This window comes from Comamonas sp. E6 (genome assembly GCF_001010305.1).
Classification (GTDB): domain Bacteria; phylum Pseudomonadota; class Gammaproteobacteria; order Burkholderiales; family Burkholderiaceae_C; genus Comamonas; species Comamonas thiooxydans.
On sequence record NZ_BBXH01000015.1, the window covers coordinates 46,636 to 62,749 of the forward strand.

Below are 16,114 nucleotides of genomic sequence, written 5' to 3' on the forward strand. Positions count from 1 at the left end.
TAGCTATCGGGTTTTCCTGGGATGGAGCGGGCGCATGCGCCCTCTCTTCCTGTATGACAAACGAAAACCCCAAAAGGGTCACCCCGCGATGCAGCAGGTGCCCGGCGCCATGCGCCGGAGCGGCCAGTCCCAAGGCTCAGAACTTGTAGGTCATGCTCACGCTGACGCTGCGCGGAGCCCCCCATGTGTAGGTGTTGTACCAGTTGAAGATGGTGTAGTAGCGCTTGTCCAGTAGGTTCTTGACGGACAGCGACGCCGACAGCTGCTTGCTGAACTCGTAGCGAGCCATGGCATCCACGATCCAGTAGCCCTTGACGGTATGTGTGGCGGTGCCGCCGGCGGGCGTGGAGATGTCGCCCCAGGTCTTGTCCTGCCAGCGCGCGCCGCCGCCCAAGGTCAGGCCGCTGAGGCTGCCGCCCAGCCGGTAGCTGCTGTAGAAGCTGAACTGGTTGACTGGCGTGAGCGTGGACACGCGTTCGCTCTGCTGTCGCGCCACACCGTGCGAAAAGCCCGCCTGCAGCTGCCAGGCCGGGGTGAGCTGGCCCGAGACCTCGAACTCGTAGCCGCGCGTCTTCACGCCCTGAACCGCACGGTAGGCCGTGGCGCCCGTGGGGGTCACGCCGCCGGTTTCCAGGGCGTAGTTGTCCTGCTCCAGCTGGAACACCGCGGCCGAGGCATTGAGCTTGCCGTCCAGGAAGGCGGCCTTGACGCCCAGCTCGTAGTTCTTGCCCTGCAGCGGTGCCAGCGTGTGCCCCTGTTCGTCCTGGGCGGACTGAGGCTTGAAGATGCCCGAATAGCTGGCATAGGCCGAATAGGTGTCGTCGAAGTCGTACACGGCCCCCACATAGGGCACGAACACGCCCGACTCCCTCATCTGCTCGGCGCGGTTGGTGTAATTGGACCAGCGCCCACCAGTGATCAGCTTCAGATCGTCGCGCAGATTCCAGCGTGCGGTCGCATACAGGCCGCGCTCACGCGTGGTCTCGTCGTTGGTGAAATCCGGCATCGCTCCCCAGGCCGGAGCGGCCACATCACCTCTCCAGAGGTAGTAGTTGTCCACCGTCTTGTCGTAGCTGCCGGTATCCCACCAGCCGCGGTTCTTCCAGTGTCGATTGGTCAGGCTGCCGCCCAGCACCAGTTCATGCTCGCGCCCGCCCAGCCGGAACGGGCCGCTGACATAGAAATCGGCCGCATTGCTGGTGGTGCGGCCTATGTACTGCCCCGCCCACATGCTGACGCCCGAGCCGTCGGCGGGATTGGGAAAGCCCGCAGCCGCCGAGCCCAGGTTGGCGTCATAGCCGTTGATCTGCCGGTTCAGCTGCAGCTTGGCCACCCAGCCGCTGTCGAAACTGTGCTCCAGCGTGGCGAAGGCGGTACGGGTGTACTGCTCCCAGCGGCTCCAGCGCGCACCGTTGTTGAACGAGCGCGGCATGTCGTTGAAGTCCCCGTTGGCATTGAGCAGCGGTATGCCGCCCCAGGTCGAGCCCCTGGGCTTGTTGTCCTGGAAGTCCGCGCCCAGGGTCAGCAGCGTGCGCGGCCCCAGGTCGGCTTCTAGGATGCCGTAGAACACCGAGGCATCGCGGCTGTAATGGTCCAGCTGCGTGTGCCGGCCCTGGCGCGCCGCCATGACCCGGCCGCGCACGCTGCCCGCCTCGTTGAGCGCGCCGCTCAGGTCCAGCTCTCCTCGGTAGCTGCCCCAGCTTCCCGCGCCCAGCGTCGCATGACCCTGGAACTCGCGCGTGGGCTTCTTGCGCACCAGATTGATGGTGGCGCCCGGGTCGCCACTGCCCGTGAGCAGGCCGGTGGCGCCCTTGAGCACCTCGACGCGGTCGTAGATGGAGGTGTCGCTGAGCGTGTTGCCCGCCGAATAGCCCGAGTCGCGCAGCATGGGAATGCCGTCGTACTGGAAATTGTTGATGGCAAAACCGCGCGCGTAATAGACCGTGCGCTCGCTGTCGTAGGTGACCACGCTCACCCCGGGCGTGTGCTCCATCACCTCGTCAATGGAGTTGAGCTGGAAGTCGTCCATCTTCTGGCGCGTGACCACGCTCACCGACTGCGGCGTCTCCCGCGGCGTCAGCACCAGCCGCGTGGCTGTGGCAATGGCCCCCGGCGTGTACAGACCCGAGCCTTCTGTGATCTCGCCAAGCTGGTTGGCCACCACCTTCACCTCGGCCAGCGTGGACGGCTCCGTGCCCGTGGCCGCTGGCACGAGCTGTACGGTGAGCATGCCCTGCTCCACATGCCCTTGCAGGCCGCTGCCGCGCAGCAGCGACTCCAGTGCCGCGCCCACATCGCGGTGGCCTTGTACTGCGGGCGCCTGCCGGCCCTGCACCAGCGCCAGATCGAGAGCCAGCTGCAGGCCGGCCTGGCGCGCCAGCTCGTGCAGCGCACCGCCCAGCGGCTGGGCCGCGATGTCAAAAGGCACGGCCTGCGCTGGCGCCTGGGCCCAGGCGGCCTGCAGCGGCATGGCCAGACCCAGGCAGATGGCGGCGCGGGCCAATGGATGGAGACGGAAATGGGGGAGAAGCGGATGCATACAAGTCGTCCTTGAGTCAGTGATGAGGTCAATACCCGGAGATCACTGTCTTGACGTATGGCACGGCAAACACCCTGAAAAAAACCTGGCCCGTTCACCGCACCAGTTGCGGAGCCGCTCACGGAGCCAGTGCCAGCAGCAGGCCGCCGCCGGGCTGCTGGCGCACCTGTACGGGCAAGGCCCGCGGCAAGGCCCTGACCCATGCATGGGCCTGGGCGATGCGCACGCGCCCGCTCAAAGGAAGGCGCGCGGCCTCGGGGGTAGCCTGCAGCTCAAAAGACGCATAGCGCCCCAGCCGCTGCAGCGCCTCGCCCAACGTGGTGTCGGCAAACACCAGCTCGCCATGGCGCCAGGCCGCCGCATCCCCGGATGCAGCCTGCGTGCGCACCGCTGCGCCTCTCTCCAGGCGCAGCCCCTGGCCCGCGCCCAGCTCATGCGTCTGCCAGGACCGGGCATCCGCGCCAAGCGTCTGCACCTGCACCCGGCCGGAAGCCACCTGCACGGAAACCCGCTGTCCGCTCTGGCCGCCCTCCTCGATGTCCACGCCAAAGCGCGTGCCCAGCACGGTCACCCGCACGCCAGCGGCCTCGACCATGAAAGGCCTCTGCTCGTCGCGGGCCACCTCGAAGAAGGCCGCCCCCTGGGCGAGCGTGACCACGCGCCGCACCGAGAAATACTGCACCCGGGCACTGCTGGCCGCATCCAGCAGCAGGCTCGAGCCGTCGGGCAAGCCATGGCGCACCTGCTGGCCGCGTGCGCTGCTCCAGCTGGCCTGCCACTGCACATGGGTCTGGTGGTACAGCAGCCACTGCTGCCAGGCGGCAGCGCCGCCCAGCCCCACACCCGCCAGTCCCAGCAAGGTGCCCAGGCTGCGGCGCCGCCCCCCATGGCCCGCACGCTGCGCGTCGGCCGGGCTGCTGCCGCGCCAGCGATGCAGCGCATCCTCGATGCAGGCATTCGCCTGGATCAGGTCACGCTCCACCGTGTTCAGCGACACGCCCAGGCGCGCCGCGATCTCTGCCTGGCGCACGCCATGCACGCGGTGAGCCACAAAGGCCTTGCGGCTGCGCTCGGGCAGTGCGGCCAGTGCGGCTTCCAGCGCCGACAGCGCCTGACGGTACATGACGGACTCGGCCACGTCGGGCGCATGGCTGGGAGCCATTTGCTCGCGCACGGCCTCGGCGTCCAGGTAGCGCCCATGGCGCTGGCGGCGGCGGTGCGCATCCAGGACCATGTTCTGCGCCATGACGGCCAGATAGGCGGTCGCATCGCGCGGCCCCGGGGCAGCGCCGCTGCTGTCGGCGGGCCCGGCCTGTTCAGCCTGAGCAGCCTGCGCATGCTCGGCCAGCCTCAGCCAGGCGTCGTGCACGGCATCGCCGGCCTCCTCGCGGCAGCCCGTGCTTCGCGTGGCGGCGCGCAACAGGTCCGCATAGGCCCGCTCGAAGCCCGAGAGCAGCGCGCGGGTGAAGGAGGCTGTCATATCCATAGAGCTGGATCATAGCTATATAAATAGGAATCATTCTCAACGTCATCATTTCACCCAGGCTTTTGCGCTCAGAATGTGCAGCGCATATGGAACGCAGGAGATTGCCGGCTCTGCGATCGAGCGCTGCACCTTGTACTTTCCGTCATAGCTGCTGATGGACACATTGCCCTTCTTGCCGCCCAGAATCACGTCATAGCGCTCGCCTGCGATCTTGACCAGGTCGGCTACTTCGCCCAGCGTGTCCTTCTTGAACTCGGTCAGCTCCTGGTGCAGACGAATCAGTTCGCCCGTCACCGGGCGCAGCTGGTCGAGGTTCTGCGGGCCACGAGCCTTGATGTGGTCCAGCATCACCGGCACCAGCCAGCTCTACAGTGCAGCCGATGAAGCGGCCAACGGCGGCCCCTTCACGTCATTGCGGGTGGTGTTAGACAGCCAGCTCAATGGCAAGAACAGCCTTCAAGCTCAGGAGTGGACGGTGACCCGATAAAAAGACGGGCGACCTGGTCATCTATAGTTAAAACAGAGAGGTAGAGCCTGCGGACTTGTTCTAAGGAGTACCCATGGCGCAATTTCCTGAGGCGATCTATCTTCCTGGCCCAGATGAACCTGCTGGTGTCCTGACCTGGGGTAAATCACCTGAGCAAGCAAAGAGTGACCAGGCTGCTGTTATTGCACGGATTGGAGGCTTTCGCAGCCCGGACTATGCTCAGTCCTACCTGCTTGCAGCCAATACTCTTTTGAGGGCTGCTCAGAGTGACAACCGATTGGATCATCATGGAATACCGATCTTTTTCCTTCAGCGCCATGCTGCGGAACTGATGATTAAGGCTCCATTGCAGCTTGGTATTGAGGTTCAGAGCTATCAAAAGAAGCTAGGTCACCCGACGTCTTCCGTATTTCCAACTGAAGACCACATCAGACACTCGGAGAGATCGCATGACCTTCGCAAGCTGCTTGAAGACCTGGTTGAAATGTCTAGAGCGCTACAGCTAGGCACTGTTCCTGCACCTCTTCATTTGGTCGTAGAAGAGATCCTGGCCCTAGAAAAGGAGCACACCTGGTCAAGGTACTCATTTCATTTTGAAGGCAAGAAGGATCTCAAGACTCGTCACCGGCACCTGCAAGAAGAAATAACCATTCCTCTCGGAAATATTCAGAACCAGCTTCAAGCAGCCAGCTTTTCTCTCGGCTCAAGTTGGCCATTCGATAGCAGTCTGATGGGAATCCTGGGGCCACGAATAGAGCAGCTGTGGCGTGAAGCTGGAGAGATAGCTTAAGGGACAAGCTTGCTGGCCGGTCCTATGTTTGAAATTCGTTTGCTTCAGTTGAAACGCTGAATCAGTGCAGTTATCACACCCCGGCAAGCCAAGTTATCGCGCCGCGCTTCAGAAAGGGCTCGGCCCTGCACAATCACACACCAAGAATATATCGGAGTCTGGAGCTCCACTTCTGGCCATTCGCGCAGGCGGCGCCCCTCTCGGGCGAATGCTCGCAGCCACCTCCCGACACCTGTTGGATGATTGCAAGACTATTGCGCTGTTGAGCTCTGCGATGCTTTACTCGGCAGGTGGTTGATGCAAATGTCCGGAACCGAGCCGTTTCCGACCCAGGTTGGTATTCAAGGACCTCAAGAATCAAGATGACAAGCTTTCGCTCTCACAAGCTTTTGCATCGCATCGTGCTCGGCAACCTGCTGGTAGCGGCCTTGCTGTGCTTTGCCACGTGGCTTGGCGTGCATGCCAATTACCGCGCGGACATGGACCTGGGAGTAGCCGTCACCAGGCACCAAGCGCGCAGCCTGAGCTTGGAGCTGGCTGCAGAGGTGCGACTGGTGGACAACGCTCTGTCATCGATCGCCAGTCGTTACCGAGCGCGCAGCCTTGACGGACTTTCCGCTGCCAACTTTGCCTTGTACGAAATGCTTCAGGAACAACGTGCCCTGATTCCTTTTGTCACCGCCCTGCGCATTACAGACAGTGCTGGCGAGGTACTCATCACTCCCAGCGAAATTGATGTGCCGTTTTCAGTGGCGGAACGCGCCTATTTCGCTCAAGCCCGAGAAACGGACCGAATGGTGGTGTCCGAGCCTCTGATCAGCCACTCCTTCGGAAAATGGTCTATCGTGCTGGCAAGGCGTCTTCAGGCCGAGGGCGGCCAGTTCCAGGGCATCGTCTATGCCATTGTCGCGGCCGAACATTTTCACCAGCTATTCCAGCGCCAGTCGTTCGGCGCCAGCAGCGCCATGGCATTGCGCACCGATCAGGCACTGCTGGTAGCGCGCTATCCGGCTGCAAGCCAGGATGCCGACGCAGGTATCGGCAAGGCCGCTGTCTCGTCCGAATATCACCAGGCCATCAGCCGCAACAGCGAGGAAGGCTGGTACATCACACCGACCCTGATCGATGGCGTGGAGCGCATCACGGCCTACCATCGGCTGCCCGGATATCCTTTGACGGTGTTTACCGGGCTGGGTACGGAAGCCTATATGGCCATGTGGCGCGCCTCCGCCTGGCGTGCATGGGGTCTCGCCGGCTTGTGCATTGCCCTGATTGCTTTGGGTTCGGTAGCCCTGTACCGGCTGCAGCAGCGTGAACGCCGCATCCGCAAAGAGCAGGAGCTGGTCATCAACAACGACCTGATCGGCATGGCTCGCCTGCGCGAGCGCAAGATCGTCTGGACCAACCCCGCCATGCGCCGTCTGCTCAAGCAGCCAGCAGCTGCACTGCAGGGCGCATCCACGCGCATGCTTTACCCGGACGAAGCCTCCTACAGGCGTATCGGTGAAAAAGCCTATGGTTCTTTGCTGGCTCGGGGCAAATTTCACGCTCAGTTCCAGGTGCAGAATGCCGAGGGCAAGCTTTTGTGGGTGGATGCATCCGGCACACTGCTGAATGCCGAAGAGTCGCTGTGGATTCTGGTAGACATCGACGCCCTCAAACGAGGCGAACAAGCCGCCAATCACCTTGCCAACCACGACGCTCTGACGGGTCTGGCGAACCGCCGAGCACTTGAGGAAACGCTGAACCAGGAGCTGGCAGACGGCCAGATGCTTGCCGTGTGCTTCATGGACCTGGATGGTTTCAAACAGGTCAACGATACCCAGGGTCACGACGCAGGCGATGAGGTTTTACGTGTGGTAGCTGCCCGACTGACGGCCCAGGCCCGTGCCGGCGACTGCGTTGCCCGTCTGGGCGGCGATGAGTTCGTGGTGCTGCTATCGGGCTTGCACACTCCCGGTGAGGCCATGTCTGTCATGAAGCGCTGCATGGAAGCCGTGCGCCAGCCCATTGCACTGAATGGTGGAGCGATGGTGCAAGTCGGCAGCAGCATAGGTATCTCCATCAGCACCGCAGGTAGTTCCTCGGCCAACCTGATGCAGAGTGCGGACGAGGCCATGTACTCGGCCAAACATGCAGGCAAGGGACGCATTGTTCAGCATTCAGACCTCTCGCAGGACTCCGAGGCTTGAGGCCGCCCCCTGCGACCAGCTGTATCTGCATATGTCCAGAGCCTAGGATCGACAACGCCTTCAGGACCAAAGCAGGGTATTTTGGAGACTCGCGGCCTGGCCGCAGTCAGCCAAGCCCAAGGGCCAGCCACCTGCTTCCGGCCAAAGGCAAGCTGCCAGGGCTTTTGCGGGCCCGCCTGTCTCATATTTCATCTGGCCGACCGCAGCCAGCCCTCTCTCTTGCCTATTCCTGTGCTCTTGGCGGCAGCCCTGCCGCCTTGCGAATGGGCTCCAGCAAACCGCTGAGTCCGTTGTGGTCAAGCTCCTGCATCAAGGCCAGCAACTGACCGATCTCGCCTTTGGGAAAGCCCTCGCGGGCAAACCAGTTGAGGTAGTTGCCGGGCAGATCGGCAATCAAACGGCCCTTGTACTTGCCATAAGGCATAGGCACGCGCACCAGGCGCTCCAGCATTTCGGGATTCATGGCAGTCAATCGGGATCAGATTTTGTATAAAAAACGACGCTCTTATAACCAAATAAGAAAAATGTCCTGCAGACGTCGGTACACGGCACTAGACTATGCACCTTAGTTCGCTGCGGTCCAGATGAGGCCCGGAATTTATTGCAACTTGCTGAAGAAGGTCAGAACCAATGTTGAAGAAAGCTCTCTCTGCTATCGCTATTGCCACTCTGGCGCTGTCGGCCCAGGCTGCTGACGTGCTCAAGGTGGGCGCCACGGCCGTTCCTCACGCCGAAATCCTCAATCACATCAAGCCCGCACTGAAGGCTCAGGGCATCGATCTGGAAATCAAGGAGTTCAGCGACTACGTGCAGCCCAATGCTGCCGTGGAAGACAAGCAGCTGGATGCCAACTTCTTCCAGCACCAGCCCTATCTGGACAGCTACAACAAGGACCGCAAGACCTCGCTGGTGGCCGTACCCAACGGCAAGGTTCATGTGGAGCCCTTCGGTGCCTACTCCAGCAAGATCAAGAACATCAAGGATCTGAAGAATGGCGCTACCGTGGCCATTCCCAACGACCCCTCCAACGGCGGCCGTGCACTGATTCTGCTGGCCAAGCATGGTCTGATCGAGCTCAAGGATCCCAAGAGCCTGACCCCCACTGCTCTGGACGTCGTCAAGAACCCCAAGAAGCTGAAGTTCAAGGAACTGGAAGCGCCTTTGCTGCCCCGCGCCCTGGCTGATGTCGACCTGGCCCTGATCAACACCAACTACGCAATCGAAGCCAAGCTCAACCCCACCAAGGATGCGCTGTTCATCGAAGGTGCCGATTCGCCCTACACCAATATCGTGGTGGCCCGCAAGGATCGCGCCAACGGCGCCGACATTGCCAAGCTGATGAGCGCTCTGCACTCTGCAGACACCAAGAAGTTCATTCAGGAAAAGTACAAGGGCGCCGTGGTTCCCGCGTTCTGATTCGCAAAGGCCTTAGAAACGTTGGCGTGCCCCTCCTCGACAGGAGAGACTGCCGCGTTGTGAAGGGTACGGGCACAGGCTCCCGCTGTGGCCCCGGGGCCGGACAGAACCGGCCGCAGGCCACACTTGACGACCTGACCCAGCAAAAAGCGCTGCTTCTGCAGCGCTTTTTCTTTTTGTTTGATAGCTTATAGCGCTTTACAGGCAAGGGCTTCAGGCAACTTCCAATTGAGATTTCTCAATGCGAGGGTGCAGGCACCGAGTGCCGCAAAACCGGTGTCTCGCCATCGCCGTTGACGCTTTCCAGATGCACGCCAAATCCCCACAGGCGAGCCACATGCTTGAGCACCTCCTGTGCATCTTCTGCCAGTGGCCTGCCCTGGTACTGGGTATGCCGCAGAGTAAGACTGCGGTCGCCGCGCAGATTCACGCTCCAGGCCTGAATATTGGGTTCGCGCGTCCCCAGGTCGTATTGCTGAGACAGCAACTGGCGCAGCGTGCGGTAGCCATCTTCGTCGTGGATGGCACTGACCAGAACATCACGTTCGTCAGGGTCATCGTGCAGAGAGAACAAACGCATGTCGCGTATCAGGTGCGGGCTCAGAAACTGGCCGACAAAGCTCTCGTCCTTGTAGTTGCGCATGGCGTGGTGCAGCGCCGGCAGCCAGGGCGTGCCGGCCATGTCGGGAAACCAGCGGCGATCTTCCTCGGTCGGCTTTTCGCAGATCCGCCGAATATCACGGTACATGGCAAAGCCCAGCGCATAAGGATTGATGCCGCTGAAGGCCCGGTGGCCAGCGGGCGGCTGGTAGATCACATTGGTATGCGATGACAGCCACTCCAGCATCACGCCGTCGGTCAGCCAACCCTCGTCATACAGAGTGTTGAGCAATGTGTAATGCCAGAAGGTGGCCCAGCCCTCGTTCATCACCTGAGTCTGGCGCTGCGGATAGAAATACTGGGCGATCTTGCGCACGATGCGCACGATCTCTCGTTGCCAGGGTTCGAGCAAGGGAGCGTTCTTCTCGATGAAATAGAGGATGTTCTCTTCGGGCTCTCGGGGAAAGCGCTCGCTGCCTTGCGTCGTGCTGTCCTTGTCCTTGTCCCTTCGGGCTGGAAGCGTGCGCCACAGCACATTGACCTGTTGCTGCACATAGGCTTCACGCGCCTCTCTCTCGGCGCGCTCTCGCGACAGGCTTTTATGCGAGGGACGGCAATAGCGGTCCACACCAAAGTTCGACAACGCATGGCAGGAATCCAGCAACTGCTCCACGGTGTCGAAGCCATAGCGTTCCTCGCATTGCGCCACATAGTCGCGCGCATAGACGAGATAGTCGATGATGCTGCCCGCGTCGGACCACATGCGAAACAGATAATTGTTCTTGAAAAAGCTGTTGTGCCCATAGGCCGCATGCGCAATCACCAGGGCCTGCATGGCCGTGCTGTTCTCCTCCATCAGATAGCTGATGCAAGGGTTGGCATTGATGACGATCTCATAGGCCAGTCCCATATGGCCTCGTCGGTAGCGGCGCTCCGTGGCCAGAAACTCCTTGCCATAGCTCCAGTGCCGGTAGTTGACCGGCATGCCCACGCTGGAATATGCATCCATCATCTGCTCGGCCGTGATGATCTCCAGTTGATTCGGATAGGTATCCAGACCGTAGCGCTCAGCCGTGGCCGCAATCGCCGCGTGATACTGTTCGATCAGCTCGAAAGTCCAGTCGCTGGGGTCGGGCAAGGGAGACGCCGGTCGCTGGGACGCCATCAAAGGTGCCTGCGGCACATCGCGAAAGCGCGGCTCCCCCTGGGCATGCGAATTTCCGGCCTTTCTGCTGGCGCTGAGATCCAGCACGGGATAGAGATTGAGGTTCATATCGATACCCCATCCTTCTTGAAGAGATCGCGGAACACCGGGTAGATCTCGTTGGCTGCCGATACCTTGCGCATGGCGAAATGGGGGAACAGCGACAGCAGGCGGCTGTACTCTTCCCAGAGACTCTGCTCCTCGAGCACCACTTGCAGGTAAGCGTAGTAGCGCACCAGCGGCAATATTCTTTCGGCCAGAAGGCTGTGGCATTTGCCGCCGTCGTCGCTGAAGTTGTCGCCATCGCTGGCCTGGGCGACATAGATATTCCAGTCGTTGACCGGGTAGCGGGCCCTGATGATCTGTTCGAGCAGGACCAGCGCGCTGCTGACTACCGTGCCGCCGCTTTCCGTGGAGTGAAAGAACTCGTCTTCGCTGACTTCTGCGGCCTGGGTGTGGTGGCGGATGAAAACAATCTCGATCTTGTCGTAATGCCTTGTGAGAAACAGATACAGCAGGATGAAAAAGCGCTTGGCCAGCTCCTTTCGCTCCTGATCCATGGAGCCGGACACGTCCATCACGCAGAACATCACGGCCTGGCTGCTGGGCACGGGCACCTTGCTGCGATTGCGAAAGCGCAGATCCAGTTGCTCCAGGAAAGGCACTGCACCGATGCGCTCACGCAAGGTATCGATACGGCGTTGCAACTCGGCTACTGACTCACTGGTGCCGTCGTCCTGCGCCAGCAGAGCTTCAAGCTGTTCTTCCAGTACCTTGAGCTCACGGTGCGGAGCTTTGGTCAGCGCAATGCGCCGCCCCAGGGCGCCGCGCATGGTGCGCACCAGCGCCAGATTGCTGGGCGTGCCGTCATGGCTGTAGCCGGCGCGCCTTGTCTTGTATTGCAAGGTATTGCCGATGTGGTTGCGCAGCAGGCGCGGCAGCGCCAGATCTTCAAAGAAAAGCTCCATGAACTCTTCCTTGGTCAAGGTGAAAGTGAAGTCATCCTGCCCCTCACCGCTATCGCTGGCCTGCGACCCCGAACCGCCGCCCCCACCAGGCGGGCGGGCAATGCGATCACCGCGCACATGCTCGCGATTGCCGGGCAGCACCATATCGCGGATACCACCCTGACCATGCCTGAAGACCGGCTCCTGAATGTCTTTTTTCGGAATGGTGATGCTTTCCGCCTGATCGATATGGCGGATGTCGCGCGCAGACACGGCTTTGCGCACCGCCTCCGCGATCTGCTCTTTGAAACGCCGCACAAACCGCTCGCGGTTGCCCACCGATTTATTCTTGCCTGCGAGCCTGCGGTCGATGATATGCAGTGCCATCTGTGCTCCCATCTCCAGGGGCTGTTCTCAACTCAACCGTCCTGTCGGTGGCCGCGCCGGGCCACCGACACCGCTGTCAGCTGCTCTTGCGCACGCGCAGATACCACTCGCAAAGCAGACGCACCTGTTTGGGCGTATAGCCTTTGGCTTCCATGCGAGTGACGAAGTCCTCATGCTTGCGCGCATCTTCGGCACTGGCCTTGGCGTTGAAGCTGATGACCGGCAACAACTCCTCGGTGTTGGAGAACATCTTCTTCTCGATCACCACGCGCAGCTTCTCGTAACTGGTCCAGCTGGGGTTCTTGCCCTGATTGTTGGCCCTGGCCCGCAGCACGAAGTTGACGATCTCGTTGCGGAAGTCCTTGGGGTTCGCAATGCCGGCCGGCTTTTCCACCTTCTCCAGCTCGGCATTGAGCGCATTGCGATCAAACACCTCGCCGGTATCGGTATCTCGGTATTCGCTGTCCTGAATCCAGTAATCGGCGTAGGTGACGTAGCGGTCAAAGATATTCTGACCGTACTCGCTATAGCTCTCCAGATAGGCAGTCTGGATTTCCTTGCCGATGAACTCGGCATAGCGCTGGGACAGATATTCCTTGATGAAGCCTATGTACTTGGTCTCCAGTTCGGCCGGAAATTGCTCGCGCTCAATCTGCCGTTCCAGCACATACATCAGGTGCACGGGATTGGCCGCCACTTCGGTGCTGTCGTAATTGAAGACCTTGGCCAGTATCTTGAAGGCAAAGCGGGTGGAGATGCCTTCCATGCCCTCGTCCACGCCCGCGTAGTCACGGTATTCCTGATAGCTCTTGGCGCGCGGATCAGTGTCCTTGAGACTTTCGCCATCATAGACCTGCATCTTGCTGAAGATGCTGGAGTTCTCTGGCTCCTTGAGGCGCGTGAGCACGGAGAACTGCGCCATCATCTTGAGCGTGCCAGGCGCGCAGATGGCGTTGGCCAGCGAAGACTCCCGGATCAGCTTCTCGTAGATGCGAACTTCCTCGCTCACACGCAGGCAGTAAGGCACCTTGACAATGTAGATACGATCGAGAAACGCCTCGTTGTTGCGGTTGTTGCGAAACGCCTTCCATTCGCTTTCATTGCTGTGTGCCAGCACCACGCCGTCAAACGGAATCGCGCCAAAGCCTTCCGTGCCCTTGTAATTGCCTTCCTGCGTGGCCGTCAGCAAGGGGTGCAGCACCTTGATCGGAGCCTTGAACATTTCCACGAACTCCAGCAGACCCTGATTGGCCAGGCACAGGCCGCCGGAGTAGCTGTAGGCGTCGGTGTCGTCCTGCGAAAAGTTTTCCAGCTTGCGGATGTCCACCTTGCCCACCAGGCTGGAAATATCCTGGTTGTTCTCATCGCCGGGCTCGGTCTTGGCAATGCCTATCTGCTTGAGAATGCTGGGGTAGCGTTTGACCACTCGGAACTGGCGAATGTCTCCGCCGAACTCCTCCAGCCGCTTCACGGCCCAGGGCGAGAGTACATGCTGCAGACTGCGACGCGGAATGCCGAACTCGTCTTCCAGCACCGGGCCGTCTTCCGCGGGGTCGAACAAACCCAGTGGCGACTCGTTCACAGGCGATCCTTTGAGCGCGTAGAACGGTGCCTTTTGCATCAGGTATTTGAGACGCTCTGCAATCGAGCTTTTACCGCCGCCCACAGGTCCCAGCAGATAGAGAATCTGTTTGCGTTCCTCCAGGCCCTGGGCCGCATGGCGAAAGAAGCTCACCACCTGCTCGATGGCATCTTCCATGCCGTAGAACTCAGAGAATGCGGGATAGCGGCGGATGACCTTGTTGGCAAACAGACGCGACAGCACGGGATCGTTGCGGGTATCCACCATTTCGGGTTCACCGATGACGGACAGCATGCGCTGTGAGGCTCCGGCGTAGGCCATGGGATCACGCTGGCAAAGGCTAAGGTACTCGTCCAGCGACATTTCTTCTTCACGCAGGCGAACGTAGCGTGCTGCGGAATTGCTGATGACATCCATATGACCTCCCGTGGCGGCACCAGGGCTCGAATCAGTGCCGCAAAGTTGCAAGGCATTCGTTACCGTGTGCGTCCGTTGTAGCACCTCGCTCCTAATTTGAATAGACCGAGATTCCTACAAATACGCAGTAGCCACGACAGCCAAAACCGCAAACCGGATAGCGCAAAAATCGGTCAAAAAATATGACTCGAAATGAGCATAGAAGTCTGTCCTCATGGAAGCAATAAAGCCCCCTATCTATCTGCCATCATTCAAGATTTCGACGACTCGAAAAACTGATAGGAACATCGCTTTACAGGCAATCTGGGTGGCAACAAAAAAACGCTGCACAAGCAGCGTTTCGAACTATTGCAGCTACAGAAAACAGAGCTTGCCGCTCAAACTCCAAGGGTTATTCACTAGAAATATTTCGGCAAAGCATTGATGAGCAAGCGCTAGCAGCATCTCTTTTCATAGCATGGGTATTCATCCGGAAGTGGCTGCCGAAGCATCCACCGCAGGCGATTTGGTACCTGGGCGCGTCACGGCACTGCCCATGGCCGCTGCCATGATGCAGGCAATGGCGGTCCACTGCGTGGCCGTCAGGTTCTCGCTGAGCAGCAGCATGCCCATCAGTGCTGCAATGGCCGGCTCGGTCGCCAGCGCGATGCCGAAGGTCGCAGGCGGCAGACGGCGCAGAGCCAGCATTTCCAGTGAGTAAGGCAAGGCACTGGAGATGGCCGCCACCATCAGCCCGAACAGCAGAATCGACGGCGTCAGCAACTTGACTCCAGCCTCGGCCACACCAAACGGCACCACCACCAACGCCGCGCACAGCAAGCCCAGGGAGACGGCCTGGCCGCTGGGGATATGGCCCAGCCTGCGCCCCAGAACGATGTAGGAGGCCCAGCAGATGGCGGCTCCGAGTGCGCAGGCAATACCCACCGGGGACAGGTTGAGGCCCGAAGCACTGCCACCCAGAGGAAGAATCAAGGCCAGGCCGACAACCGCCAGCGCCAGCCAGATAAAGTCCAGCGCGCGGCGTGAGTAGTAGATGGCCACGGCCAGCGGTCCTGAAAACTCGATGGCCACGGCCAGGCCAAACGGAATATCGCGCAGCGCCATGTAGAACATCAGATTCATGCCGCCCAGTGCCATGCCGAAAACCAGCAGAGCCAGTGCCTGCTGACGGTTGAGCGACCAGCGCCAGGGCCGCCAGACGCACACCAGAATCAACGCGGCAAAACCCACTCGCAGTGCCGATGTACCCTGGGCACCAATCAAAGGAAACAGCTGCTTGGCCAGCGAAGTCCCCAGCCCGAGTGCAGTGACCGAGCCCAACACGGCCAACACGGGCCACCAATGATTCCAGCTGTTTTTTGACATAGGTGGGTACGATATTGCATGTCACCCGCGAAATTTGCTCGTTTTCAGCCCTGAATCTGCAAGTTTCGCTCTCAACCCATCCAACACCATGCCTGCTGCCGACCTGGACTCCTTTGACCACGCGATTCTTGCCCTGCTCCAGCGTGACAACCTCATGCCGCAGCGTCTGATTGCTGAGCACATCAACCTCTCGGCCCCAGCCGTGCAGCGGCGCATCAAACGATTGCAGGAAACCGGGGTGATTGCCGCCAATGTGGCCGTGCTGGAGCCCGTCAAGGTGGGCCGCACGCTGACTGCGGTCATCACCGTGCAGTTGGTCAACGACAGGCCGGATCTGTCGCGCGGCTTCAGGGCGCGTATCGCCGACGAAGCGGCTGTGCAGCAGTGCTTCTATGTGACGGGCGAAACCGACTACATCCTGGTCGTCACGGCAACCGACATGGATGATTACCAGGCCATCTGCAAACGCCTGTTCGAAGGGGACGAGAACATTCGCCGCTACAGCACCTCGATCGCGCTGGAGCGCATCAAGACAGGTCTGCAGCTGCCGCTGTCTGCGCCATAAGGCGGTTCCGCCGTGCGACCGCCCGGCCGGAGTTGATGCAGGACGAGGTCTGCCATCTGCCATGGAGATTGGCACTGGCGCCACCGGAAACAAAATGCAACAATTGCGTCATAAACCGGCTCAGATTCCGCACACAA

General features: G+C 60.5%; 13 protein-coding genes. 5 read left to right on the forward strand and 8 right to left on the reverse strand.

Annotation, left to right across the window (positions count from 1 at the left end; translation table 11 throughout):
* Nucleotides 1-136: 136 nt before the first annotated feature.
* From CSE6_RS14060 to CSE6_RS14070, 3 genes are all read right to left on the reverse strand, one after another.
* Nucleotides 137-2,539: a TonB-dependent siderophore receptor gene (locus tag CSE6_RS14060; protein ID WP_152668582.1), complete on the reverse strand. Its 2,403-nt coding sequence runs from the start codon at nucleotides 2,537-2,539 to the stop codon at nucleotides 137-139.
* A 118-nt stretch (nucleotides 2,540-2,657) separates the two neighbouring features.
* On the reverse strand, nucleotides 2,658-4,025 hold the full coding sequence (locus tag CSE6_RS14065) for a sigma-70 family RNA polymerase sigma factor (protein ID WP_059440780.1): 1,368 nt from the start codon (nucleotides 4,023-4,025) through the stop codon (nucleotides 2,658-2,660).
* A 45-nt stretch (nucleotides 4,026-4,070) separates the two neighbouring features.
* Complete coding sequence (locus CSE6_RS14070) at nucleotides 4,071-4,373, reverse strand: DUF3164 family protein (RefSeq protein WP_059440781.1); 303 nt, start codon at nucleotides 4,371-4,373, stop codon at nucleotides 4,071-4,073.
* Between CSE6_RS14070 and CSE6_RS26090 the strand changes: the two genes are divergently transcribed.
* The 3 genes from CSE6_RS26090 (at nucleotide 4,360) to CSE6_RS14080 (ending at nucleotide 7,494) form a co-directional block, all read left to right on the forward strand.
* Nucleotides 4,360-4,512: a hypothetical protein gene (locus tag CSE6_RS26090; protein ID WP_156507025.1), complete on the forward strand. Its 153-nt coding sequence runs from the start codon at nucleotides 4,360-4,362 to the stop codon at nucleotides 4,510-4,512. The genes CSE6_RS14070 and CSE6_RS26090 overlap by 14 nt on opposite strands.
* 73 nt (nucleotides 4,513-4,585) lie before the next feature.
* Entirely contained in the window at nucleotides 4,586-5,302 is a 717-nt protein-coding gene (locus CSE6_RS14075; protein ID WP_059440782.1) for a hypothetical protein, read from the forward strand.
* Nucleotides 5,303-5,664: 362 nt separating this feature from the next.
* Nucleotides 5,665-7,494, forward strand: coding sequence for a sensor domain-containing diguanylate cyclase (locus tag CSE6_RS14080; protein WP_059440783.1), 1,830 nt, complete (start codon nucleotides 5,665-5,667; stop codon nucleotides 7,492-7,494).
* A gap of 223 nt (nucleotides 7,495-7,717) precedes the next feature.
* Here the strand turns inward: CSE6_RS14080 and CSE6_RS14085 are convergent, their stop codons facing one another.
* Nucleotides 7,718-7,957, reverse strand: a complete 240-nt coding sequence (locus tag CSE6_RS14085) for a DUF3820 family protein (RefSeq protein ID WP_012838051.1) — start codon at nucleotides 7,955-7,957, stop codon at nucleotides 7,718-7,720.
* A 167-nt stretch (nucleotides 7,958-8,124) separates the two neighbouring features.
* Between CSE6_RS14085 and CSE6_RS14090 the strand changes: the two genes are divergently transcribed.
* Complete coding sequence (locus CSE6_RS14090; protein ID WP_003055852.1) at nucleotides 8,125-8,910, forward strand: MetQ/NlpA family ABC transporter substrate-binding protein; 786 nt, start codon at nucleotides 8,125-8,127, stop codon at nucleotides 8,908-8,910.
* A gap of 238 nt (nucleotides 8,911-9,148) precedes the next feature.
* On the opposite strand, the gene CSE6_RS14095 is transcribed toward CSE6_RS14090, so the two are convergent.
* From CSE6_RS14095 to CSE6_RS14110, 4 genes are all read right to left on the reverse strand, one after another.
* On the reverse strand, nucleotides 9,149-10,783 hold the full coding sequence (locus CSE6_RS14095; protein WP_034377501.1) for a SpoVR family protein: 1,635 nt from the start codon (nucleotides 10,781-10,783) through the stop codon (nucleotides 9,149-9,151).
* Nucleotides 10,780-12,048, reverse strand: coding sequence for a YeaH/YhbH family protein (locus CSE6_RS14100; RefSeq protein WP_059440823.1), 1,269 nt, complete (start codon nucleotides 12,046-12,048; stop codon nucleotides 10,780-10,782). Before CSE6_RS14100 ends, CSE6_RS14095 begins: the two co-directional genes overlap by 4 nt.
* 76 nt (nucleotides 12,049-12,124) lie before the next feature.
* Nucleotides 12,125-14,047 (reverse strand): PrkA family serine protein kinase, encoded by a 1,923-nt coding sequence (locus CSE6_RS14105; protein ID WP_059440784.1) that lies wholly within the window; start codon nucleotides 14,045-14,047, stop codon nucleotides 12,125-12,127.
* A 465-nt stretch (nucleotides 14,048-14,512) separates the two neighbouring features.
* Nucleotides 14,513-15,412 (reverse strand): EamA family transporter, encoded by a 900-nt coding sequence (locus CSE6_RS14110; RefSeq protein ID WP_034369627.1) that lies wholly within the window; start codon nucleotides 15,410-15,412, stop codon nucleotides 14,513-14,515.
* Between the two features lie 88 nt (nucleotides 15,413-15,500).
* Between CSE6_RS14110 and CSE6_RS14115 the strand changes: the two genes are divergently transcribed.
* On the forward strand, nucleotides 15,501-15,977 hold the full coding sequence (locus CSE6_RS14115) for an Lrp/AsnC family transcriptional regulator (protein WP_003062959.1): 477 nt from the start codon (nucleotides 15,501-15,503) through the stop codon (nucleotides 15,975-15,977).
* Nucleotides 15,978-16,114: the final 137 nt, after the last annotated feature.